16 protein-coding genes, 2 tRNA genes and 1 pseudogene are annotated in these 23,368 nt (G+C 71.4%); 16 read left to right on the top strand and 3 right to left on the bottom strand.

Annotated elements, in window-relative coordinates; all coding sequences use genetic code 11:
• Nucleotides 1–85: 85 nt before the first annotated feature.
• The 5 genes and pseudogenes from ACF1A1_RS32960 (at nt 86) to ACF1A1_RS32940 (ending at nt 2,170) form a co-directional block, all read left to right on the top strand.
• Nucleotides 86–158, top strand: a tRNA-Ala gene (locus tag ACF1A1_RS32960).
• A gap of 235 nt (nt 159–393) precedes the next feature.
• Nucleotides 394–1,495 (top strand): annotated as a pseudogene (locus ACF1A1_RS32955) (MFS transporter).
• A 69-nt stretch (nt 1,496–1,564) separates the two neighbouring features.
• Nucleotides 1,565–1,738 carry a hypothetical protein gene (locus tag ACF1A1_RS32950; protein ID WP_360340904.1) on the top strand — a complete coding sequence of 58 codons (174 nt, stop codon included), beginning with the start codon at nt 1,565–1,567 and terminating at the stop codon, nt 1,736–1,738.
• Nucleotides 1,739–1,741: 3 nt separating this feature from the next.
• Nucleotides 1,742–1,975, top strand: coding sequence for a hypothetical protein (locus ACF1A1_RS32945; RefSeq protein ID WP_003976229.1), 234 nt, complete (start codon nt 1,742–1,744; stop codon nt 1,973–1,975).
• Between the two features lie 122 nt (nt 1,976–2,097).
• A tRNA-Ala gene (locus ACF1A1_RS32940) sits at nt 2,098–2,170 on the top strand.
• A gap of 119 nt (nt 2,171–2,289) precedes the next feature.
• On the opposite strand, the gene ACF1A1_RS32935 is transcribed toward ACF1A1_RS32940, so the two are convergent.
• Both ACF1A1_RS32935 and ACF1A1_RS32930 read right to left on the bottom strand, forming a co-directional pair.
• Nucleotides 2,290–3,900: an NADH-ubiquinone oxidoreductase-F iron-sulfur binding region domain-containing protein gene (locus tag ACF1A1_RS32935; protein ID WP_392004802.1), complete on the bottom strand. Its 1,611-nt coding sequence runs from the start codon at nt 3,898–3,900 to the stop codon at nt 2,290–2,292.
• On the bottom strand, nt 3,897–5,204 hold the full coding sequence (locus tag ACF1A1_RS32930) for a cytochrome b/b6 domain-containing protein (RefSeq protein ID WP_392004801.1): 1,308 nt from the start codon (nt 5,202–5,204) through the stop codon (nt 3,897–3,899). The genes ACF1A1_RS32935 and ACF1A1_RS32930 overlap by 4 nt, the downstream gene beginning before the upstream one ends.
• A 436-nt stretch (nt 5,205–5,640) precedes the next feature.
• Here ACF1A1_RS32930 and leuS point away from each other — a divergent pair, with 436 nt between their 5' ends.
• From leuS to ACF1A1_RS32885, 9 genes are all read left to right on the top strand, one after another.
• The gene (gene leuS, locus ACF1A1_RS32925) at nt 5,641–8,514 is read left to right on the top strand and encodes a leucine--tRNA ligase (RefSeq protein ID WP_392004799.1); all 2,874 of its coding nucleotides are present in this window, start codon (nt 5,641–5,643) and stop codon (nt 8,512–8,514) included.
• 137 nt (nt 8,515–8,651) lie between these two features.
• Nucleotides 8,652–9,386, top strand: coding sequence for a hypothetical protein (locus tag ACF1A1_RS32920; RefSeq protein WP_392004797.1), 735 nt, complete (start codon nt 8,652–8,654; stop codon nt 9,384–9,386).
• An 84-nt stretch (nt 9,387–9,470) separates the two neighbouring features.
• Nucleotides 9,471–10,316: a DegV family protein gene (locus tag ACF1A1_RS32915; protein WP_392004795.1), complete on the top strand. Its 846-nt coding sequence runs from the start codon at nt 9,471–9,473 to the stop codon at nt 10,314–10,316.
• Between the two features lie 233 nt (nt 10,317–10,549).
• Nucleotides 10,550–11,788 carry a helix-hairpin-helix domain-containing protein gene (locus tag ACF1A1_RS32910; protein ID WP_392004793.1) on the top strand — a complete coding sequence of 413 codons (1,239 nt, stop codon included), beginning with the start codon at nt 10,550–10,552 and terminating at the stop codon, nt 11,786–11,788.
• A 44-nt stretch (nt 11,789–11,832) separates the two neighbouring features.
• Complete coding sequence (locus ACF1A1_RS32905) at nt 11,833–14,526, top strand: ComEC/Rec2 family competence protein (protein WP_392004999.1); 2,694 nt, start codon at nt 11,833–11,835, stop codon at nt 14,524–14,526.
• A gap of 4 nt (nt 14,527–14,530) precedes the next feature.
• The gene (locus ACF1A1_RS32900) at nt 14,531–15,433 is read left to right on the top strand and encodes an arylamine N-acetyltransferase (RefSeq protein WP_392004791.1); all 903 of its coding nucleotides are present in this window, start codon (nt 14,531–14,533) and stop codon (nt 15,431–15,433) included.
• A gap of 69 nt (nt 15,434–15,502) precedes the next feature.
• Nucleotides 15,503–15,748, top strand: coding sequence for a hypothetical protein (locus tag ACF1A1_RS32895; RefSeq protein WP_392004789.1), 246 nt, complete (start codon nt 15,503–15,505; stop codon nt 15,746–15,748).
• A gap of 427 nt (nt 15,749–16,175) precedes the next feature.
• Nucleotides 16,176–17,162, top strand: coding sequence for a DNA polymerase III subunit delta (gene holA / locus ACF1A1_RS32890; protein ID WP_392004787.1), 987 nt, complete (start codon nt 16,176–16,178; stop codon nt 17,160–17,162).
• Nucleotides 17,163–17,264: 102 nt separating this feature from the next.
• On the top strand, nt 17,265–17,663 hold the full coding sequence (locus ACF1A1_RS32885; protein ID WP_392004785.1) for a nuclear transport factor 2 family protein: 399 nt from the start codon (nt 17,265–17,267) through the stop codon (nt 17,661–17,663).
• A gap of 228 nt (nt 17,664–17,891) precedes the next feature.
• On the opposite strand, the gene rpsT is transcribed toward ACF1A1_RS32885, so the two are convergent.
• Nucleotides 17,892–18,158: a 30S ribosomal protein S20 gene (gene rpsT, locus ACF1A1_RS32880; RefSeq protein WP_392004783.1), complete on the bottom strand. Its 267-nt coding sequence runs from the start codon at nt 18,156–18,158 to the stop codon at nt 17,892–17,894.
• A 274-nt stretch (nt 18,159–18,432) separates the two neighbouring features.
• Between rpsT and lepA the strand changes: the two genes are divergently transcribed.
• Complete coding sequence (gene lepA, locus ACF1A1_RS32875; RefSeq protein ID WP_392004781.1) at nt 18,433–20,301, top strand: translation elongation factor 4; 1,869 nt, start codon at nt 18,433–18,435, stop codon at nt 20,299–20,301.
• 260 nt (nt 20,302–20,561) lie between these two features.
• Nucleotides 20,562–22,436: an AMP-dependent synthetase/ligase gene (locus tag ACF1A1_RS32870; protein ID WP_392004779.1), complete on the top strand. Its 1,875-nt coding sequence runs from the start codon at nt 20,562–20,564 to the stop codon at nt 22,434–22,436.
• The last annotated feature ends 932 nt before the right edge of the window (nt 22,437–23,368 follow it).

Below are 23,368 nucleotides of genomic sequence, written 5' to 3'. Positions count from 1 at the left end.
GGCGGCCCGGGACCCGGATTTCACTTTCCGGCAGGTCGCAGGCTAAAGTTCTTCTTGTTCGCCCCGCCGAGCGGGAAGAACGCGAGGGGCTATAGCTCAGTTGGTAGAGCGCCTGCATGGCATGCAGGAGGTCAGGAGTTCAATTCTCCTTAGCTCCACTGATCGACACTCTGTGCAGTTGTCAAAGATCGGTTGGAGAAGATCCCGTCCCCCAGGGGGCGGGATCTTTTCATTGCCCCGCAGCAGTTCCGCCTGACGAGGACACCCCGGAAGTTCCGCCTGACGAGGACACCCCGGACGAGTCCGGATCCCGCGCCCCTCCCACCCGTGCCAACTCCTGCCGCCAGTAAAGACCCCGGCACTGACAATCGGTCCCGGAGGCTGCTCTCGGTCGTGCTCGCCGCCCAGTTCACGGCACTGTTCGACGTCTTCCTCGCGAACGTCGCGGCACCCACGATCGGTTCCGACCCGCACGCCTCCGGCGCCGGCCTCCAACTGGTCGTCGCCGGCCACGCCATCACGTACTGCGTACCGCTGATCACCGACGCACGGCTCGGCGACCGGCTCGGCCACGGCCGGGTCCACCTGGTGAGCCTCGCCCTCTTCTCCGCCGCCGCGCTCGCCTGCGGGCCGGCGCAGGCCGGCGCCGAGCTGATCGCCTTCCGGCTTGCGCGGAGCGGGAACGGGCGCGCGGCCTGGACGGGCCCGGCCCGGTGCTGCTCACCGGCGGCCGTGTCCTGGGTCACCGTGCCGCCGGTGCTCGGGCAGGAGGAGGACTGGCCACTGTGGTCCTGGCTGTCGCCGGCGGCCGGCGCGCGCTCCTGTTCGCCCCGTTCTGCGGCTACTAGTCCCGCATCGCCCGCGGCGGCGCCCCGCTGATCGCGTCCCGTGTGCTGCGCCACCCCGACATGGGCCTCGCCGTCCTGTGCATCACGGCCGTCATGGCGGTCAACGGCGGCTTCCTGCTCGTGCTCGCCCTGCACGTCCAGGGGGCCTCGGCGACAGCGCGCTGCGCGCCGGCCCGACCTTCGCGCCGACCCCGATCGTCCTCGGTGCGGTCGGCCCGACCTGGCGCACCTGGCCCGCCGCCCGGCAACGGCCCCTGACCCCGGCAGGGTTCACGCTCACCACGCTGCCCGTGGCCGCGGTGGGCCTGGCGTTCAGGGGCGGTGACCACGGCGGCGCCTGGCTGTACGGCGCGTACGCCGGCGCGGGCGTCGGGCTCGCGCTCGCCTTCGGCCCGACGCTCACCCCGGCGCCGGCCGCCGTACGCCCCGAGGACGCCGCGGACGCCGGCGGGCCGCTCGCCACGGTCACGCGGCTCGGACAGCTGATCGGTGTGTCCGTCTCCGGCACACTGTTCCTGAACCGGCTTGAGTCACTTGGGGTTCCGGAGGCGTATACCTCTTCGGAAGCGCTTCTCACATGCATGTTCGCGCTCGCTGCGACAGCCGCGCCGGGTGCCGTGTCCGGACTGGTACTAAGGCGTCGCTGACCGTATTGGCCCGGCCGTGGCAGAATCAAACGGCCGGAAGGGGGCGCGGCCCGACGGGAGGGAGTAGCGATGCCTGCGAGCATCCTCGGAGAGGTCGGCCACCTCTCCGAAGCAGCGTTGACACGGGAAACGGCCACCCGGCTCAGCTGCCCTTCCTGCGGTTCCGCGTTCGTGGCCCAAGTCCTCGGGGACAACGGCGGGATCTCCTACGTGTGCACGGCCTGCGGCCACAGCTGGAGCTGATCGATGGGTGCACACAGGCGAAAGTGCGACTGGTGCGGCAGTGGCACCCCGATCGTCCGCGACATGGAGCCGGTCAACCCGGACTACCAGTACTGGTGCGAGGAATGCGCGCGGGCGCTGATCATAAAGGGCGACCCGATCGAGACGTACCGTGAACTGGAGGGCGAGCCGATCTACGGTCGGCTCCTCGAGGAGCACTGCACGCTCAAGAGGTTCTATTCGTTCGTCACCGCATGACGTGACCTGACCTCGCGTGACATGCGGGCCGAATCCGGACGGAACGGAAACGATTTGGTGGTCCACCCCCTGGACCGTGTAATGTTGGCGTCGCCGCCAGGGAAACCGGGCGGACGCCGCGAGGGGCTATAGCTCAGTTGGTAGAGCGCCTGCATGGCATGCAGGAGGTCAGGAGTTCAATTCTCCTTAGCTCCACAAGCAGATCCCGCCGGATCGGAATGATCCGGCGGGATCTTTTGTCGTGCTCGGACGCAGGAATGGCCGTCACTGTGGGGGGCCGCCTGTTTCCGCGGCGGCCCCCGATGTCGTACCGGCTAGCGGCCCAGGGCGCGGCGGCCGCGGCCCTGGGAGAGGACCGGCAGGTTGCGGGAGGGCTCCTTCCCGCGCGTGTCCTCCTCGATCCGCAACGCCAGCGCCGGACAGCGGCGCACCGCGCGCAGCGCCTTCGCCTCCGCGTAACGCGGCACCTTCGCCTGCGCGACGGTGGGGAAGCCGTCGGCGCCGAGCTGGAATACCTCCGGGAGGATGTCCGCGCACAGGCCGTGGCCGCGGCACAGGGTCCAGTCCACGAAGATCTTCTGGCGGCTGTCGCCGGTGTCCGCGGGCTCGCCACCGCCCGCGATGCCCGTCGGGGCCATGCCGCCCTCGAAGAGCGGCAGAACGCCCTCCACGGGCCGTCCGCAGCCGTTGCCGAGGACGTGGGCCGCCAGGTCGTCCGTGAACGCCTTGATGGTCGACTCCAGGAACATCGCGGAGCCGTCCGGGTGCGAGCAGGCGCCGCGCCGCTTCACGTTCTTCGCGACCTGCTTCAGCGCCTCCAGGGCGGCCGGGCCGCCGCCGTTGAGGATGTCCTCCATGCCGCGCGCGGCGGCCGGCAGGCCGAGGTAGCAGGGGCCGCACTGTCCCGCGCTCTCCTCGGCCAGCCACTGGGCCACGCGCAGCGACTCGCCCAGCGGGCAGGTCTCCTGGCTGATCGGCAGGATCGCGCCCGCGCCGAGCGCACCGCCCACCGCGTCCAGGGAGTTGCGGGAGACGACCGCCTCGTTGACCGTCGCGGCGTCGATCCACTTGCCGTGGTAACCGCCGGTCAGCACGCCCTGCGGGACCGGCGGGGCGCCGGCCAGTTGCAGGACGTAGCGCAGCGGGACGCCCGTGGGGACCTCGATCACCATCGGGCGGGCTACGGCGCCGGAGACCGTCAGCATGACGGTGCCGGGCTCGTCGTACAGGCCGGTGTTGCCGTAGCGCTCCGGGCCGATGCGGGCGGCGATGGCCAGTTGGGCGAAGGTCTCGGCGTTGGACAGCAGGGTCGGGGCGCCGCCGACGCCGTTCTGCGAGGCGCTGACCTTGCGGCCGGGCGGGATCGCCGGGCCGCCGTCGATGGAGCGGATCAGCGACGCGGCCGCGCCGGTGACCATGCGGATCGGGTTGCGCTGGACGAACGCCTTCAGCGCCGACCGGCGGCCGTTGCTCAGGCCGCGTTCGGCGAGCGCGGCCTCCATGGAGCGCTGGGTCGATTCGCGGGTGACCCCCACCACGAGCGTGCGGGCACCCAGCGCCTCCGCGACCAGCAGCGCGCCGTCCAGGATGAGGTGCGGGGCACGGTTGATCATCACCGTGTCCTTGCGGCAGGCCGGCTCGTCCTCACTGCCGTTGACGACGACGACCGGCCGCACGCCGCGCTTGATCGCCGCGTCGGCGACCGAGCGGAGCTTCTTGTGGAAGGGGAAACCCGCGCCGCCGCGGCCCCGAAGGTTGATGCGCTCGGAGAGCTGCGCGAGCTTCTCTCCGCCCATGGGCTCAAGCGGCCCATGCACCTTCAGGTGCATGGGCAGATCGAGTCTTTCGACAAGGTCGAAGCCCGACGTGAGCTGCGGAAGGCCGACCACGCGGACTTCTGGAACGTCGGGCAGGGCCTCGTTCACCTATAGCCTCCGGAAGGCGTGTTCCAAGGTTCGCCCGAACCCGGTGCGTCGAACGACGCGCCGGGCGATGGTTCATTGGCGGGACCGCTGTTGTACGTGTCGTTCGAGTTGTACGTGCCGTACGGGGGGTTCGTCTCACCGGTGTCGTACACATCACTCCCGGCGTAGCCGCCGGCGCCCGAATTGCCATAGACGGGGATGTTGAATCCCGTGTCCTGGAGCGGGTCGTAGGCCGACGGGGGTGCCTCGCCGACCGGCGGCGGGGAGGGGATCGGCCAACTGCCCGACGTACTGCCGCCGCTGTCGACCCGTGGGATCGCCTCCGTCGCCTGCATGTCGAACGGCATGTCCATGCGCGCGGTCTGGTCGGCCGCGAACGGCTGTTGCGCGCGCGGGGGCGTGGAGACGGCGCGGTAGGCGGCGGCGAAGCCGTTCGCGGGCTCCGGTGCGGCGGGCGTGTCGTACAGGGGCGAGGACGACGGCGGCGTCATGCGCGTGGAGCTCATCGTGTCGGCCGTCGACGACCGGCCCGAGCGGCTCTCGTAGCCCGGCAGCGAGGAGGAGGCCTCCGCCATGCGTGCGCGGCTCGCGTCCAGCGCGTCGCGGCCCGTCGGCTCCTCGCTGCCCAGGACGGCGGCGATACGGTCGGCCACCTGGCGCTTGACCGGGCGCGGAGCGGCGCGCAGCGCGAGGGCCGCCATGACGCCCAGCAGGGAGAGGCCGTACAGGATCACGAAGATCGGCTTGGCCTGGCGACCCGCGTAGAGTCCGTGCACGAGCGCGGCGCACCAGGCCGGGTAGGCCAGCATGTGCATGGCGCGCCAGCGGGCCGCGACCGGGGCCGGGGAGGCGAACCTGCTGCGCAGCGCGCCGGTGATGCCCACGAAGATCATCAGCAGGCCGGCCAGCGAGCCCAGGCCGATCAGGCCGCCGATGCCGGTGATGCCGAGCGAGAACGGGATGATCGCGCCGATGAGCTGGGTGTGGTCCAGCGCGATCTTCGTGGTGATGTGCAGCAGCAGGAACGCGATCGAGGCGACCGCCATCGTCCGGTGCACGGCCTGGCCGATGAGCCGCTGGCGCGTGTTGAGGAAGATCCGGTCCTGGGCGACCAGGCCCCAGATCACCGAGCAGCTGAGCGAGACGAGGGACAGCACGCCCGCGCCGAAGTTCAGGAACTCGCGGAACTGGTCACCTCCGACCAGCACCACCAAGGGTATGAGGATGAGGACGACAGCAGACGCCACCCCATAGGCCGACCGGCCCGGCTGGGGGAGCGAGCTGTTACTACGACGAGGGTTCATGGGGGCAACTCCGAGCAGTTCGGGAAAGCGGTCCCGCTGCCGAACTCTAAGTGGCTCCATACCGATGGGTACGAGGTTTGAGTTATTGCGTTGTTATCAAAGGACAATGTGACTGGTGTGGTGTCCCTTAGCGGCTGTTACGCGAAGTAATCCTTGACTTAGGTTCAAGCTGAGCTCGGTTCTGGTCGGGCCGGCGCCGGATGACACCGTGTCCACCATGCATACGGAAGCGCGTCGCGGCTTACTCAAGGGCTGCGGTACCCTGAGGCCATGCGTGCCGTACGCCTTCTGCTTAGCGAGCCGCGCTGATCAGTCCCGAACGCCGGTGAACCGGACGGTTCGGAATCGGCGCGGCGTCCCCTCCTGTGTGAGGGGATTTTTCGTTTCTTGAGTGTGACAGCCGCTGGCAGAGACGATCGATGGAGCTTTGAGGATCATGAGCGAGACGAACCCCGCTGCCACCGCCGAGGTGGCCGCGCCGCACCGCTACACGGCCGCCATGGCAGCCGAGATCGAGGCACGCTGGCAGGACGTCTGGGACAGCGAGGGCACGTACGCGGCGCCGAACCCGAAGGGCGACCTGGCGGGCGATCCCGAGCAGGTCGGCAAGCCCAAGAAGTTCATCATGGACATGTTCCCGTACCCCTCGGGTGCGGGCCTGCACGTCGGCCACCCGCTGGGCTACATCGCCACCGACGTCTTCGCGCGCTTCCAGCGCATGAACGGCCACAACGTCCTGCACACCCTGGGCTTCGACGCCTTCGGCCTGCCCGCCGAGCAGCACGCCGTGCAGACCGGTGAGCACCCCCGGGTCACCACCGAGGCCGCCATCACCAACATGAAGTCCCAGCTGCGCCGGCTGGGCCTGGGCCACGACAAGCGCCGGTCGTTCGCCACGATCGACCCGGACTACTACAAGTGGACCCAGTGGATCTTCCTGCAGATCTTCAACTCCTGGTACGACGACGAGGCGGGGAAGGCCCGCCCGATCGCCGAGCTGGTCGCCCTGTTCGAGTCCGGTGAGCGCCCCGTACCCGGGCACACGCGCGCGTGGAGCGAGCTGAGCGCCGCCGAGCGCGCCGACGTCCTGGGCGAGTTCCGCCTGGCGTACGCCTCCGACGCGCCGGTCAACTGGTGCCCCGGCCTGGGCACCGTGCTGGCCAACGAGGAGGTCACCGCGGACGGCCGCTCCGAGCGCGGCAACTTCCCGGTCTTCAAGGCCAAGCTGCGCCAGTGGAACATGCGCATCACCGCCTACGCCGACCGGCTGCTGGACGACCTGGACGCGCTGGACTGGCCCGAGGCCATCAAGCTCCAGCAGCGCAACTGGATCGGCCGCTCCGAGGGCGCCCGCGTCGACTTCCCGATCGACGGCGAGCGCATCACCGTCTTCACCACCCGCCCCGACACCCTGTTCGGCGCCACCTACATGGTGCTGGCGCCCGAGCACCCGCTGGTCGAGAAGTTCACCCCGGCCGCCTGGCCCGAGGGCACGCACGACGTCTGGACCGGCGGCCACGCGACCCCGGCCGAGGCCGTCGCCGCGTACCGCGCGCAGGCCGCCTCGAAGTCCGACGTCGAGCGCCAGGCCGAGGCCAAGGACAAGACCGGTGTCTTCATCGGCGCGTACGCCACCAACCCGGTCAACGGCGAGCCGATCCCCGTCTTCATCGCCGACTACGTCCTGATGGGCTACGGCACCGGCGCGATCATGGCCGTCCCGGCCGGCGACCAGCGCGACTTCGAGTTCGCGCGCGCCTTCGAACTGCCGATCCACTGCATCGTCGAGCCGACGGACGGGCGGGGTACCGACACCTCGACGTGGGAGGACGCCTTCGCATCGTACGACGCGAAGATCATCAACTCGTCGAACGACCGGATCTCCCTGGACGGACTGGGCGTCGTCGAGGCCAAGGCGCGCATCACCGAATGGCTGGAGCGGTCCGGCGTCGGCGAGGGCACCGTCAACTTCCGCCTGCGGGACTGGCTGTTCAGCCGCCAGCGCTACTGGGGCGAGCCCTTCCCGATCGTCTACGACGAGGACGGCATCGCCCACGCGCTGCCCGAGTCGATGCTGCCGCTGGAGCTGCCGGAGGTCGAGGACTACTCGCCGCGCACCTTCGACCCGGACGACGCGAACACCCAGCCCGAGACGCCGCTGTCGCGCAACGAGGACTGGGTCAACGTCACCCTGGACCTGGGCGACGGGCCCAAGAAGTACCGGCGTGAGACCAACACCATGCCCAACTGGGCGGGTTCCTGCTGGTACGAGCTGCGCTACCTGGACCCGCACAACAGCGAGAAGCTGGTCGACCCGGAGATCGAGCAGTACTGGATGGGCCCGCGCGACGGCCAGCCGCACGGCGGCGTCGACCTGTACGTCGGCGGCGCCGAGCACGCCGTGCTGCACCTGCTGTACGCCCGCTTCTGGTCCAAGGTCCTGTACGACCTGGGGCACGTCTCCTCCGCGGAGCCGTTCCACAAGCTGTTCAACCAGGGCATGATCCAGGCGTTCGTCTACCGGGACAGCCGGGGCTTCGCGGTGCCGGCCGCCGAGGTGGAGGAGCGCGACGGCGCGTACTACTACCAGGGCGAGAAGGTCAGCCGCCTGCTGGGCAAGATGGGCAAGTCCCTGAAGAACGCGGTGACTCCCGAGTCGATCTGCGCCGAGTACGGCGCCGACACGCTGCGCCTGTACGAGATGGCGATGGGTCCGCTGGACGTGTCCCGGCCGTGGGACACGCGCGCGGTGGTCGGCCAGTTCCGCCTGCTGCAGCGGCTGTGGCGCAATGTCGTCGACGAGGCGACCGGCCAGGTCACCGTCGTCGACGCCGAGCCCGACGAGGACACGCTGCGGGCGCTGCACAAGGCGATCGACGGTGTGCGCGGGGACCTGGAGGGCATGCGGTTCAACACCGCCATCGCCAAGATCACCGAGCTGAACAACCACCTGACCAAGGCGGGCGGCCCCGTGCCGCGGCCGGTCGCCGAGGCGCTGGTGCTGCTGGTCGCGCCGCTGGCCCCGCACATCGCCGAGGAGCTGTGGCGCCGGCTGGGCCACACCGACTCGGTCGTCCACCAGGACTTCCCGGTCGCCGACCCGGCGTACGTCGTCGACGAGACCGTGACCTGCGTGGTCCAGGTGAAGGGCAAGGTCAAGGCGCGTCTGGAGGTGTCGCCGGCCATCTCCGACGAGGAACTGGAGAAGGTCGCGCTGGCCGACGGGAACGTCGTCAACGCGCTGGGCGGCGCCGGGATCCGCAAGGTGATCGTGCGGGCGCCGAAGCTGGTGAACATCGTTCCGGCGTGACGCGTCCCGCGGCGTCGTCCGGGTAGTCCCCTACGGGCAGGTTCGGGGTTCTTCTGGAACTTCGGGCCTGCCCGTTGCGTTTACCGTTGAAGAGCGGCGCGTGGTGTGCCGGGACCGGTTTCCTGGAGGAGGAGCTCGTGGAAGCAGTGATCGCAGTCTTCGCCCTGCTCTTCGTGCTCTTCGTGGCGCTCGGCGCCTACGCCACGGTGAAGGCGGTCGGCGCCGCCAAGCGCAGCGTGGACCGCACCATCACCACCGCCCGCCGCACCGTTGAGGACCACACCCTGCGGGCCAAGTCCTTCGCGCACCTCGGACCGGCCGGCGAGATCGCCCAGCTCCGCCTGAAGCTGCGCACCTCGATGCGGGCCACCCAGGACGCGCTGCGCGCGGGCGTGGCCGAGGACGAGTCGCTCAAGGAGTCCCTCGGTCTCTTCCAGCGCCTCAGCGCGCACGGACACGAGCTGGACGAGGAGCTCAAGCGCCTGGAGTCGGAGCCCGACCGGGCCACCCTCGCCGAGCGGCTGCCGGCACTGCGGGAGCGCACCGAGCGCGTCACGGCGTCGGCGGACTCGCTGCGCTGGGCGGCCCGGGACCGCGCCCGCCGCTTCGCGGACGACGACCTGGACACCCTCAGCGCCCAGATCGACATCGAGGCGGGCGCCCTGCGTCACTGGACCACCACCCCGGAGCACACGCCGACGCAGTCGTGGCCCGAGGCGCCGGCCGCCGACAGCGCGAGCGGACAGCAGACCTGGCCGGAGAAGCCCGGCTCGCGGGCGGCGGAGCAGCCGGCACGGCCCGCCATCACTCCGCCCGGGCCGCGTCCCACGTATCCCTGGCAGAAGAAGCCCCGGCCCGAGAGCACCACCTGACGTCGTGCGCGATGCGATCGGAGCGGGGCGCCCGGCAGGGGCCCGGTCTGCCGCGCGGGCGCTACGCCAGGTAACCTCCAGCTCATGTCCCGCCATGTCGCGATCATCACGGATTCAACGGCCTACCTGCCGCAGGAGACGATGGAGCGCCACGGCATCACCGCGGTGCCCCTGACCGTCGTCCTCGGCGACCAGGCACTCGAAGAGGGCACCGAGATCTCGACCCGCTCCCTCGCCCAGGCACTGCAGAAGCGACGTTCCGTCACCACCTCGCGCCCCAGCCCCCAGGTGTTCGCCGAGACCTACCGCAAGGTCGCCCAATCCGGCGCCACCGACATCGTCTCCCTCCACCTTTCCGCCGAGTTGTCGGGCACCTACGACGCGGCGGTCGTCGCGGCGCGTGAGGCGCCGGTGCCGGTGCGCGTGGTGGACACCGGCATGGTCGCGATGGCGCTCGGTTTCTGCGCGCTGGCGGCGGCCGAGGTCGCGGAGACGGGCGGCACGGTGGACGAGGCGGTGACGGCCGCGGAGAAGCGAGCCTCCGGCATCTCCGCCTACTTCTACGTCGACACCCTCGAATACCTGCGCCGCGGGGGCCGGATCGGTGCCGCAGAGGCCCTGTTGGGCTCGGCGCTCGCGGTGAAGCCGCTGCTTCAGCTCGAGGGAGGGCGCATCGAGCCCCTGGAGAAGGTGCGGACGGCGTCGAAGGGCATCGCCCGCCTCGAGGAACTGGTCGTCGACCGGGCCGGCAGCGCGCCCGTCGACATCGCCGTCCATCATCTCGCCGCGCCGGACCGGGCTTCGGCCCTGGCGGAGCGGCTGCGGGCACGGGTGCCGGGTCTGGGGGAGCTGCATGTGAGCGAGGTGGGCGCGGTGATCGGGGCGCATACCGGGCCCGGGTTGCTGGCGGCTGTGGTGTCGACGCGGTGAGCGTCTTGGGTGTCGATGCGTCGCGCTTCTGAGGCGTCGACGCGGTGACCTCTGAGGTGTCCGATGTGGTGACCTGTGAGGTGCCCGATGCGGCGACTCCTGAGGTGCCGAGTGCGGTGACCGCCTGAGCGTCCGTCACTCGTGTGGGTGGCGGAGTTATCCACAACTGGGCTGCCGTCCCCGGAAACCGAGCAAGATCATCGCGCTTCGGCGAAGTGGTCGATCCTCGTCGCATGGCACTTCGATCACGCTCACGTACGACGAACGCGACCAGTGGACCCGGGCGAGGACCCGGCTCCGACCGGCGCATCCGACACCGGCGACCCGCTGCCCGTAGCCGGGCGAGCGACCGTCATGCCTCGGCGGAGGACCTGCGCCGACGGGCGGAGGTGCTGTTCGGTGAACGGGACGGGGAAGGGGACGGGGAACGGCGGGAGTTGGGAATGGGGCCGCCACCGGGGGATGGCGGTGTCGGGGAGGAGGACGCGGTAGCGGTTGCGGGGGTGGGGGAGCCTCGGGCCGGGGTGGAGCAGCTGTGGGCCGGGGTGGATGAGCCGCGTGCTGGTGGTGATGGGTCACGGGCGGGGGGTCGTGCGTCGCCTGTTGGTGTCGGTGGGGCACGAGGCGGTGGTGGAGAGTCGCCCGTTGGTGTCGGTGGGCCGTCTGGCGGTGTCGGTGGGCCGACTGTCGCCGGGGAGGGTCAGGGCGGTGCGAGCGAGGGTGGTCTGAGGGCCGCTGGTGGGGCGGGGGACCGGTGGGAGCGGGCCGGGCTCGCTCTGCGGGAGCGGATGCCCGTGTGGGTGCAGGCCCGTTGCGGACTGGAGCGCAGGAGTGTGCTGGCGCTCGCCGTGGTGGTGGTCGCCGTGGCGGCCTTCGCCGTGCAGCACTTCTGGGCCGGCCGGGCCCAGCCCGTGCAGGCACCGGAGGTGGTGCGGGCGGCGGCTCCCTACGGAGTGGAGGAGCACAGCGGTCCGGCCGAGCCCGCCGCTTCGGCGGCAGCGCCGGGCACCGTGGGCACGGCCGCGGCCGAGATCGTGGTGGACGTCAGCGGCAAGGTGCGCAAACCCGGGATCCACCGGCTTCCCGCCGGTTCGCGTGTGGTCGACGCGCTGACCGCGGCCGGAGGGGTACGGCCGGGTACCAACACCGACGGACTCAACCGGGCCCGGTTCCTCGTGGACGGGGAGCAGGTCGTCGTCGGCGGGCCCGCGGCCGGCGGGGCGACGGGCCCGGGGACGGGGGCGGGGCCCGCGGGCGGCTCGGTGGGAGGCGCGCCGGCCGCTCCGGTCTCCCTCAACACGGCCACCGTGGAGCAACTGGACACGCTGCCCGGCGTGGGACCGGTGCTGGCGCAGCACATCGTCGACTACCGGACGCAGCACGGTGGTTTCCGCTCGGTGGACGAATTGCGTGAGGTGAACGGCATCGGGGAGCGGCGCTTCGCCGATCTGCGGAATCTGGTGCGGCCATGAGGGGCGAGGGCAACGACTCGTCGGTCCACCCGGGTTCCGGTGGGATGCGTACGGAGGGCGGGGGTACGGCCGGCACCGGTCCGGGTGGCGGCCTGCGCTCCCGCCAAGACGTGCACATCGCGTCGGGGAAGCGGCTGGGAGCTGCGAACCCGCGCCAGGAAGGGCCGGTCGACCTGCGGCTCGTGCCTCCGGCTCTCGCGGCCTGGGCGACGGCGGCCTTGGCGCTGGACGCGTCGCCGGGGGTGGTGGGTGGCGTCGCGCTCGCCTGTGTGAGCGCGGCCGCACTTCTCCTGGGAGTGGGCCGGCGCGGGCCGAGAGGTGAGCGGTGGTCGCCGGGAGGGCAGGCTGGCCGGTTACTCGGGGCGCGGGCTGGACGGCCGTGGCGAATGGGGGCTGGACGGCCGTCGGGAGGGCGCGGCGGCTGGCCGTGGGCGACCGTCGCCGCGGTGCTGCTCTGCGCGGCCGCGGCCGCCGCGTCGGCCGGGCTGCACGGGGCCGATCTGCGCCGGGGGCCCGTGCCGGCGCTGGCGCGGGAGTACGCCACCGTCACCGCCGTCGTGGAACTCACCTCCGATCCGCGGCTTGCCCGGCCACGGGTGCGCGGGGATCGCATGACCCGGGACTCCGTGCTGGTCGACGCGGAGGTGCGCGGTGTCGAGGTGCGGGGCGGGACGGTGGTGGCGACGCGGACGCCGGTGCTGGTGGTGGTGGACGTCGGCGAGGGTGCGGGACGGGGGCGTCCGGGCTCGGCTCGCCGACCGGCGGGGGAGCCGTGGCTCGGGCTGCTGCCGTCCACCCGGGTCCGGGTGACCGGGCGGCTGGTCCCCGCTCTGACGGGCGCAGACCGGATCGCCGCCGTGCTGCGGGTGCGGCATGGGGCCGGACCGGCCGTCGTACGGGAGCCGTCGGCGGCACAGCGGTTCGCGGGCCGGTTGCGGGCAGGGCTGCGGGAGGCCACCGACGGGTTGCCGGCCGACGCGCGGGCCCTGCTGCCGGGGCTGGTCGTCGGGGACACCTCGCGGATCACGCCCGAACTGGACGAGGCCTTCAAGGAGACGGACCTCGCCCACACACTGGCCGTGTCCGGCAGCAACCTCACCATCATGCTCGCCCTGCTGCTCGGGCCGCCCGGCCTGGCCCAGCAGGTCGAGCGCCGCGGCCTGGCACCCCGGCTCGGCATTCCGCTGAGGGGCACCGCGCTGCTCGGCGGAGTGCTCACCCTCGGATTCGTCGTGGTGTGCCGGCCCGACCCGAGTGTGCTGCGGGCGGCGGCCTGCGGAGCCGTCGTGCTGCTCGCGCTCGCGACCGGGCGCCGCAGATCCCTGATCCCGGCGCTGGCGACGGCGGTCCTGCTGCTGGTGCTGTACGACCCGTGGCTGGCCCGGAGTTACGGGTTCCTGCTGTCCGTGCTGGCCACGGGGGCGTTGCTGACGCTGGCGCCGCGCTGGAGTGCGGCGCTGCGGCGGCGCCGGGTGCCGCCGCGGCTCGCGGAGGCGTTGGCGGCAGCGGGCGCCGCGCAGGCTCTGTGCGCGCCGGTCGTGGCGGTGTTGTCGGCGCGGGTGAGCCTGGTGGCGGTGCCGTGCAACCTCCTCGTGGAGTTCGCGGTGGCGCCGGCCACGGTGCTGGGTTTCGCGGCGCTGGCGACGGCTCCGGTGGCGATGCCGGTGGCGGAGGCGTTGGCCTGGTGCGCGAGTTGGCCCGCCGGGTGGATCGCGGACGTGGCGCGGACCGGGGCGGCGCTGCCCGGGGCGGGGATGGACTGGCCCGGGAGTTGGGGCGGGGCGTTGCTGCTCGCCCTCGCCACGGCCGGTGCGGTGCTGTTCGGGAGGCGGCTGCTGAGGCATCCGGGGCTGTGCGCGGCCTGCGGGGTGCTGCTCCTGCTCGTGGTGGTCCAGCCGCCGCCGCTGACCAGGGTGATCACGGGCTGGCCGCCGCCTGGCTGGCGGCTCGCGGTGTGCGACGTGGGGCAGGGTGACGCCACGGTGCTCGCGGCGGGCGAGGGCACCGGTGTGGTGGTGGACGCCGGGCCCGATCCCCGGCTGGTCGACCGGTGTCTGCGCGCGCTCGGCATCACTCGCGTCCCGCTCGTCGTGCTGACCCACTTCCACGCCGACCATGTGGCCGGGCTGCCGGGGGTGCTGCGGGGGCGGGCGGTGGGGGCGATCGAGACGACGGGGTTCATGGAACCGGTGGATCAGGTGGAGTTCGTCCGGAAGGAGGCGCAGGCGCGGCAGGTGCCGCTCGTACGGGCCGTGGCGGGGGAGCGGCGGCGTCTCGGCGGGCTCGACTGGGAGGTGCTGTGGCCTCCGCCAAGCCCTCCCCCTCACTCGAGCGGGCAGGTACTCCCGGTACGTCCGGTGCCCGAGCCGCAGGGGCCGAACGACGCGAGCGTGACGCTGCTGGTGCGGTCGGGCGGGCTGCGGATGCTGCTGCTCGGGGACCTGGAACCCCCGGCGCAGGAGGCGCTGGCGCGGTCGCCGGCGGCCGCGCTGCTGAGGAGGGTGGACGTGCTGAAAGTGGCCCACCACGGGTCGGCGTACCAGGATCCGGACCTGATGCGCGCGGTGGCGCCGCGGCTGGCGTTGATCTCGTGCGGCGAGGACAACCCGTACGGGCATCCCGCGCCCAGCACGGTCGCGGCGCTGCGGGCCACGGGCGCGATGGTGCTGCGGACGGACCTGGACGGGGCACTGGCGGTCGCCGGTACGGGCGCGGAGCTGCGGGTGGCGGGAGACTGAGGGCATGGACTCCGTACGGGTCGCCCCCTCACCGATCGATGCCGGTCTGCTGGAGGCCTATCTGCACCGCCTCGGCGTCGCGTACCCGGCATGGCCCACGGTCGACGTGCTGCGGGAGCTGCATCTGCGGCACCTGCAGACCGTCCCCTTCGAGAACCTGTCGATCCACCTCGGCGAGGAGATGGTGCTGGAGGAGAAGCGGCTGGTCGAGAAGGTGGTCAGGGCCCGGCGGGGCGGGTTCTGTTACGAACTGAACGGGGCGTTCGGGGCGCTGTTGCGGGCGCTCGGGTTCGATGTGACGTTGCTCGCGGCGCGGGTGTACGGGAAGGAGGGGCGGCTCGGGATCCCCTACGACCACCTGGCGCTGCTGGTGCGGACGGTGGACGCGGGGGAGTGGCTGGCCGACGTCGGATTCGGGGCGCACAGCCACTATCCGCTCCGCTGGGAGGACCGGGGTGAACAGCGGGATCCCGGGGGTCTGTTCCGGATCGTGGAGGCCGGGCCGGACGCGGCCGGGGTGAAGGGTGGCGTCGGACGCCTCGTCGGGACGGACCAGGGGGCGCAGGCCGTCGTGGGGCCCGCCGACATGGACGTCCTGCGGAACGACACCCGCGAGTACCGGCTGGAGGTGCGGCCCCGGGTGCTGGGCGACTTCCTGGCCGGGGCCTGGTGGCACCGGACCTCGCCGGAGTCGCACTTCTCCAGGTCGCTGGTGTGTTCGCGGGTCACGGAGGACGGGGGGAGGATCACGCTCAGCGGGCGCCGGCTGAAGGTGACGGCGGCCGACGGGGTGAGTGAGGAGCGGGACTTGGCGGGGGACGAGGAGGTGTTGGCGGTGTACAGGGAGCGGTTCGGGATCGGGTTGGAGCGGGTGCCGGTGGTGCGGGGGTCGGAGAGGGCCTCCTAGGGGCAGCGGCCCGGGGAGCCGCACCGGGCCTGGGGCGGGGCGTCCGGGTGGGTGCCGGAAAATGGCTGCGTGAGTGATGTGAGACATGTGCTGGTGCTGCCCGATCGTGACGCCGCCGAGGAGGTGGTCGAGGCGCTCGCGGAGCGGTTCGGGGTGCGGGAGGAGCCGCAGGTCGTCCGTGACGCGTTGGCCGGGGAGGACGACGCGGAGGACGCGCAGTGGCTGGTGGTGCTGCGGGACGAGGAGAGACGGCTCGACGCGGTGCAGCTGGACGCGTTCGCGGGGGAGTGGGAGGGGTGGCGGGAGGAGCCGTAGCGTTCCGCCGGTGAGGCCGCGTGACCGACCGGGCTTCGTCGGCTGAGGGTTGATCGTGGCGGGGGCGTGTGCACGCGGCGGAGTCGCACGTCTCGTGGCCGGGTTGTGACCATGCGGCCGAGCCGCATGGTCATGGCGGGTCGCGTACACGTGGCCGAGCCGCACAGCCATGGCGGGTCGCTCCACGCGGCGGAGCCGCATGTCGGTACGGCCCCGTGTCCCTGACGGGCCGTGTGTGTCCGGGCCGTATCTGCCCGTGCCGTGTGTCCGGGCCCGTATCTGCCCGGGCCGTATCTGCCCGTGCCGTGTGTCCGGGCCCGTATCTGCCCGAGCCGTATCTGCCCGGGCCGCGTCTGCCCGTGCCGCGTCTGTCCGTGCCGCGTCTGCCCGGGGAGTCTTGTCGGTGGCTCGTGGGATGCTGTTCGTGATGGCCAAGAAAACCGCCCATGACGACCTTCTCGCTCCCGTGACGCTCGCCGTGGGGCAGGAGGACCTGCTGCTCGACCGTGCCGTGCAGGAGGTGGTGGCCGCCGCGAGGGCCGCCGACGCCGACACGGACGTACGAGACCTGGCTCCGGAACAGTTGCAGCCCGGCACGCTGGCCGAGCTGACCAGCCCCTCGCTCTTCGCGGAGCGCAAGGTGGTGGTCGTACGCAATGCGCAGGACCTGTCCGCCGACACGGTCAAGGACGTCAAGGCGTATCTCGGGGCGCCCGCCGAGGAGATCACGCTCGTGCTGCTGCACGCGGGCGGGGCCAAGGGCAAGGGGCTGCTGGACGCCGCGCGCAAGGCGGGGGCGCGGGAGGTGGCCTGCCCGAAGATGACCAAGCCGGCGGACCGGCTGGCCTTCGTGCGGCAGGAGTTCCGGGCGACCGGGCGGTCCGCCACGCCCGAGGCCTGTCAGGCGCTCGTCGACGCCATAGGCAGTGACCTGAGGGAGCTGGCGTCCGCCGTGTCGCAGCTGGTCGCCGATGTCGAGGGGACCATCGACGAAGCCGTCGTCGGGCGGTACTACACGGGTCGGGCCGAGGCGTCGAGCTTCACCGTGGCCGACCGGGCCGTGGAGGGGCGGGCCGCCGAGGCGCTGGAGGCGCTGCGCTGGTCGCTGGCCACCGGGGTCGCACCCGTGCTGATCACCAGTGCGCTAGCCCAGGGCGTGCGGGCGATCGGAAAGCTGTCCTCCGCACGCGGGGGCCGGCCGGCCGACCTCGCGCGGGAGCTGGGCATGCCGCCGTGGAAGATCGACCGGGTGCGCCAGCAGATGCGGGGCTGGACGCCCGACGGGGTGGCCGTCGCGCTGCGGGCGGTGGCCGAGGCGGACGCGGGAGTCAAGGGCGGCGGGGACGACCCCGAGTACGCCCTGGAGAAGGCCGTGGTGGCCATCGCGCGGGCGGCCCGGTCCCGAGGGCGCTGACCGCGACGACGGGGCCGGGTGATCCAGTGGCCCTTCCCTCCCGGCGGAGGAGAATCGTGCGTGTCAGCCGTCATCGCCTGATCAGGAAAGGTGGCGATCGCCGTGGCTGAACACCCGCACGCCCTGCTCGTCCGCAAGGGCTACGAGGCCTTCCAGCGCGGAGACATGGACACCCTGCGCTCGATGATGACCGGGGACTGTACACACCACGTGCCCGGCTCCCACCCCCTCTCGGGGGACTTCAAGGGGGTCGACTCGATCTTCGACGGCTACTACGGCCGGCTCTACTCGGAGACGGGCGGGTCGTTCCGGGTCGAGTTGCAGAACGTGTTCGTCGACGGCCGCGGGCACGCCGTGTCCGTGCACCGCTTCACCGCCGACCGGGGTGACAAGCACATCGACGAGCGGGGAGGCATCGTCTTCCGGATCGTCGGCGACAAGATGACCGATCTCGACGAGTGCGTCGAGGACCTCGACAAGGGCAACGAGTTCTGGTCGTGACGACCGGCGTGCCCCACCGGCATGCCGAAGGCCCCGGCACCGCCCTGGGGAAGGGCGGGGCACCGGGGCCTCGGATCAAGCGCTTGAGCCCATACCCGCGTGGCGAACGCAGGCCGCGTATGGGCTCGTGGTGCCGGTCGGGAGCGGATGAGAGAGGGCCCGCTCTGGGTCCTTCCGGCGGTTCGATCCCTGGAGATCTCCGGGGATCGGTCAGATCAGGGAGATGGTTCAGCCCTTGAGGGACGAGACCTTGGAAGCCAGCGCCGACTTCTTGTTGGCGGCCTGGTTCTTGTGGATGACGCCCTTGGAGACGGCCTTGTCGAGCTGACGCGCGGCAACGCGCTGGAGCTCGGCGGCCTTCTCGACGTCACCCGCGGCAGCGGCCTCACGGGCCTTGCGGATCGCGGTCTTCAGGGAGGACTTGACGGCCTTGTTGCGCAGCCGGGCCTTCTCGTTGGTCTTGATCCGCTTGATCTGGGACTTGATGTTCGCCACGAATGAGCCTTTTCAGGTTCAGGCACGGAGCCGCACGGGCCCCGCACCAGGTGATTTCTTGAGAGTGCCTCGCGCTGAGAGGGCATGAGACACAGCCACCCAGGCTACCAGTGGCCCGGAGTACGGCCCAAACCGGTCCCCGGCCGGTCCCAAACCGGTCCCCGGCCGGTCCCCGGCGGCCGCCCGTGGGACCCCGGTCGTCGCCCGTGGGACCATGGAACCTACGTATTGATCCGACCCGAGGCATAAGGCGCCTCAAGAGACAGGACCCTGCGTGCCCGCGACCCCTAACAATGTGCCCGAGCCGAGCCGTACCGCCCCGGCTCTGATCCGCAATTTCTGCATCATCGCGCACATCGACCACGGCAAGTCCACGCTCGCCGACCGGATGCTCCAGCTGACCGGTGTGGTCGAGCAGCGGCAGATGCGTGCTCAGTACCTCGACCGCATGGACATCGAGCGTGAGCGCGGTATCACGATCAAGTCCCAGGCCGTGCGTCTGCCCTGGGCGCCCACCCAGGACCCGGGCAACACGCACATCCTCAACATGATCGACACCCCGGGGCACGTCGACTTCACCTACGAGGTCTCGCGGTCGCTCGCCGCCTGTGAGGGCACCATCCTCCTCGTCGACGCCGCCCAGGGCATCGAGGCCCAGACCCTCGCCAACCTCTACCTGGCGATGGAGAACGACCTCACGATCATCCCCGTACTCAACAAGATCGACCTGCCGGCGGCGCAGCCGGAGAAGTTCGCCGAGGAGCTGGCGAACCTCGTCGGGTGCGAGCCCGACGACGTGCTGCGGGTCTCGGCCAAGACGGGTGTCGGCGTCGACGCGCTGCTCGACAAGGTCGTGCGGGAGATCCCGGCGCCGGTCGGGGTCGCGGACGCGCCCGCCCGCGCGATGATCTTCGACTCCGTGTACGACTCGTACCGGGGCGTCGTGACGTACGTCCGTGTCATCGACGGCCAGCTCAACAAGCGTGAGCGCATCAAGATGATGTCGACGGGCGCCACCCACGAGCTGCTGGAGATCGGCACCAACTCACCCGAGATGCTTTCCGCCGACGGGCTGGGCGTCGGTGAGGTGGGTTACCTGATCACCGGTGTGAAGGACGTCCGCCAGTCCAAGGTCGGTGACACCGTCACCAGCCAGCACAAGGGCGCCACCGAGGCCCTCGGCGGGTACAAGGACCCCAAGCCGATGGTCTTCTCGGGTCTGTATCCGCTGGACGGCTCGGACTACCCGGAGCTGCGCGAGGCCCTGGACAAGCTCCAGCTCAACGACGCCGCGCTCGTCTACGAGCCGGAGACCTCCGCCGCGCTCGGCTTCGGTTTCCGCGTCGGCTTCCTCGGCCTGCTGCACCTGGACGTGATCCGGGAGCGGCTGGAGCGCGAGTTCGGGCTCGACCTCATCGCCACCGCGCCGAACGTGGTCTACCGCGTGGTGATGGAGGACGGCACCGAGCACATCGTCACCAACCCGAGCGAGTTCCCCGAAGGCAAGATCAACGAGGTGTACGAGCCGGTCGTGCGGGCCACCATCCTGGCGCCGACCGAGTTCATCGGCTCGATCATGGAGCTGTGCCAGACCCGGCGCGGCACCCTGCTCGGCATGGACTACCTCTCCGAGGACCGCGTCGAGATCCGCTACACGCTGCCGCTCGCGGAGATCGTCTTCGACTTCTTCGACCAGCTGAAGTCGAAGACGCGTGGTTACGCGTCGCTGGACTACGAGCCCACCGGCGAGCAGACCTCCAGCCTGGTCAAGGTCGACATCCTGCTGCACGGCGACAAGGTCGACGCCTTCTCGGCGATCACCCACAAGGACGCGGCGTACGCGTATGGTGTGCGGCTCGTCGCCAAGCTGCGCGAGCTCATCCCGCGGCAGGCCTTCGAGGTGCCCATCCAGGCCGCCATCGGCTCGCGGGTGATCGCCCGCGAGACCATCCGCGCCATCCGCAAGGACGTCCTCGCCAAGTGCTACGGCGGTGACATCTCCCGTAAGCGGAAGCTGCTGGAGAAGCAGAAGGAAGGCAAGAAGCGGATGAAGATGGTGGGTTCCGTGGAGGTTCCGCAGGAGGCCTTCATCGCGGTCCTGTCCAGCGATGACAGCGCGGGGTCGGGCAAGGGCAAGAAGTAGCCACCGGTTACTCGCAGGTACGCCGCCAAACCGGGCGGATCGGGACCCGTCGTACGAAAGTGCGGCGGGTCCCTCCGCATGTGGGCGGTCGCTCTCTGTAGGAAGTGACAGGCCGCGGAGTCTTACGCGACGGGCGGCCGCGCTCTACTCTGATCTCGCTCGATAGTTACTCGCGAGTTAAACAACAGGCCGAACCACCGCCCGTGAGCAAGCCCAGCCGCACTGAGCCAGCCGCAGCGTCGCGGGCCCCGGAGGATGTCGTGAGCGACACACAGACACTGATCGAGAACCGTCCGCCGTCCGTCGCGGGCCTTTTTCTGGAGCGAGTGGCGGCCACGCCGGAGGCGGAGGCGTACCGCTATCCCGTACCGGCCGCGGCCGGCCAGGGGCCGGACGACTGGAAGTCGCTGAGCTGGGCGCAGGCGGCCGAGCGGGTGTACGCCGTCGCGGCCGGTCTGATCGAGCTCGGCGTGCAGCCCGAGCAGCGCGTGGCGCTCGCCTCCTCCACCAGGATCGAGTGGATCCTCGTCGACCTGGGCATCATGTGCGCCGGTGCGGCGACCACGACGGTCTACCCGCAGACGAACGCCGAGGAGTCGGCGTACATCCTCTCCGACTCCGAGAGCCGGGTGCTGATCGCCGAGGACGCGGCCCAGCTCGCCAAGGCCGTGGAGAAGCGCGCCGAGCTGCCCGCCCTCACCCATGTCGTCGTCATCGACCCGGCCGGCGTGGAGACCGCCGACTGGATCCTCACCCTCGACGAGCTGGAGAAGCGCGGGGCCGCCCGGCTGGAGAAGGACCCGGAGCTGATCAAGGAGCGGGTCGGCGCGATCACCAAGGAGCAGCTCGCCACCCTCATCTACACCTCCGGCACCACCGGCCGGCCCAAGGGTGTGCGCCTGCCGCACGACAACTGGGCGTACATGGCGAAGGCGATCGCCGCGACCGGGCTGATCAGCGGCGAGGACGTGCAGTACCTGTGGCTGCCGCTCGCGCACGTCTTCGGCAAGGTGCTGACCTCCGGCCAGATCGAGGTCGGGCACGTCACCGCAGTCGACGGCCGCGTCGACAAGATCATCGAGAATCTGCCGGTGGTGCAGCCGACGTACATGGCGGCCGTGCCGCGCATCTTCGAGAAGGTCTACAACGGGGTCGCCGCCAAGGCCCGTGCGGCCGGCGGCGCCAAGTACAAGATCTTCCAGTGGGCGGCGGAGGTCGCCCGCGAGTACGCCAAGGTCGCCCAGGACAACTTCCGGCGCACCGGGACGGCCTCCGTGCCGTTCGGGCTCGGCGCGAAGCACAAGGTCGCCGACGCGCTCGTGTACGCGAAGATCCGTGAGGCGTTCGGCGGCAACCTGCGGGCGTGCGTGTCCGGCAGCGCGGCGCTCGCGCCGGAGATCGGGTACTTCTTCTCGGGCGCCGGGATCCACATCCTGGAGGGCTACGGCCTGACCGAGTCCTCCGCCGCCTCCTTCGTGAACCCCGGCGAGGCCTACCGCACCGGCACGGTCGGCAAGCCGCTGCCCGGTACGGAGGTGCGCATCGCCGACGACGGCGAGATCCTGCTGCGCGGCCCCGGCATCATGGAGGGCTACCACAAGCTGCCCGAGAAGACCGCCGAGGTGCTGGAGCCGGACGGCTGGTTCCACACCGGGGACATCGGCGAGCTGTCGCCCGACGGCTACCTGCGGATCACCGACCGCAAGAAGGACCTCATCAAGACGTCCGGCGGCAAGTACATCGCGCCGGCCGAGGTCGAGGGGCAGTTCAAAGCGGTGTGCCCGTACGTGTCGAACATCCTCGTCCACGGGGCCGACCGGAACTTCTGCACGGCGCTGATCGCTCTCGACGAGCCGTCCATCCTGGGATGGGCCGAGGAGAACGGCCTGGGCGGCAAGTCGTACGCCGAGGTCGTCGCCGCGCCGGCGACCGTCGCCCTCATCGACGGGTACGTCAAGCAGCTCAACCAGGGTCTGCAGAAGTGGCAGACGATCAAGAAGTTCCGGTTGCTGCCGCGGGATCTCGACGTGGAGCACGGGGAGATCACGCCGAGCCTGAAGTTGAAGCGGCCGGTGGTGGAGCGGGAGTACAAGCACCTGATCGACGAGATGTACGCCGGGACGCGGGAGGCGTAGCCGGGGTGGCGTAGCTCGGGAGGCAGGGGCGTCGGGGCGCGGGCGACCGCGGACGCGTTGTGGTCGTCCGCGCGGTTCCCCGCGCCCCCGCACCAACCCGTGCGCAGCGCCAGGTTCTCCATCGGCGGGAAGGGCGCCTTCGGCGTTCGGCCCCCGCTCTGTGGTGGTGGGGTCACGTGTCCTCCCGCCGTTGATCCGGATCGCCTCCCCCGTGAACAGGGGGAGCCGGTCCACCGTCGCGTTCACCGCCCGGCCCGGTCGCCGCAGACCGCGCGCGCCTGTCGGGTGCCGTCCTGCGGATCGACCCGCTGCGCGGATCGCCGCCGGCCGCCGTGCCACCGCCTTCGGCGCGCGGGACGCGGGATGCGTCGGCCGCCGGGGCCACCGGGGCGTGCAGCGACTGATTGCCGTCGTCCGTCCGCGCGTTCCGGTCGTCGCGACCGGGCTGGTTGTCGTCCATCCGCGCACTCCGGTCGCCCCGACCGGGCTGGTTGTCGTCCATCCGCGCACTCCGGTCGCCCGGGCTGGTTGTCTTCCACCCGCGCGTTGCGGCCGCCGCGACGGGGACTGGCCGGCGTCCAACCCTGAACCCCCCGCCCCGAACGGGACTGGTCGTCGTCCACCCGCGAACCCCCTGCCCCGACGGGGACTGGCCGTCGGACGCTCGTCCAGGCGTCCAGGCGTCCAGGCGTCCAGGCGTCCAGGCGTCCAGGTGGCCGGGCGGCCGGGCGGCCGGGCGGCCGGGCGGCCGGGCGGCCGTGACGCATCGGCTCGCGTTTCACGTGCCGGACGCAGGTGTCGACGTGGAGGCCGCGGTCGAGGATCCGGTCGAAGACCGCCGTCGGTCCGGCCACCATGCCCTCGCCCGTCTCCGGCGGCTTCGGGGAGTCGCCGTCGCGGGCGGCGGTCGTCGCGGTGAGCGGCAGGCGGAA

Origin of the sequence: Streptomyces sp. NPDC014995 (assembly GCF_043080745.1) — a bacterium.
GTDB lineage: Bacteria > Actinomycetota > Actinomycetes > Streptomycetales > Streptomycetaceae > Streptomyces.
The sequence above is the reverse complement of the archived record's forward strand: the minus strand, read 5'-3'. Positions and strand labels throughout refer to the sequence as shown.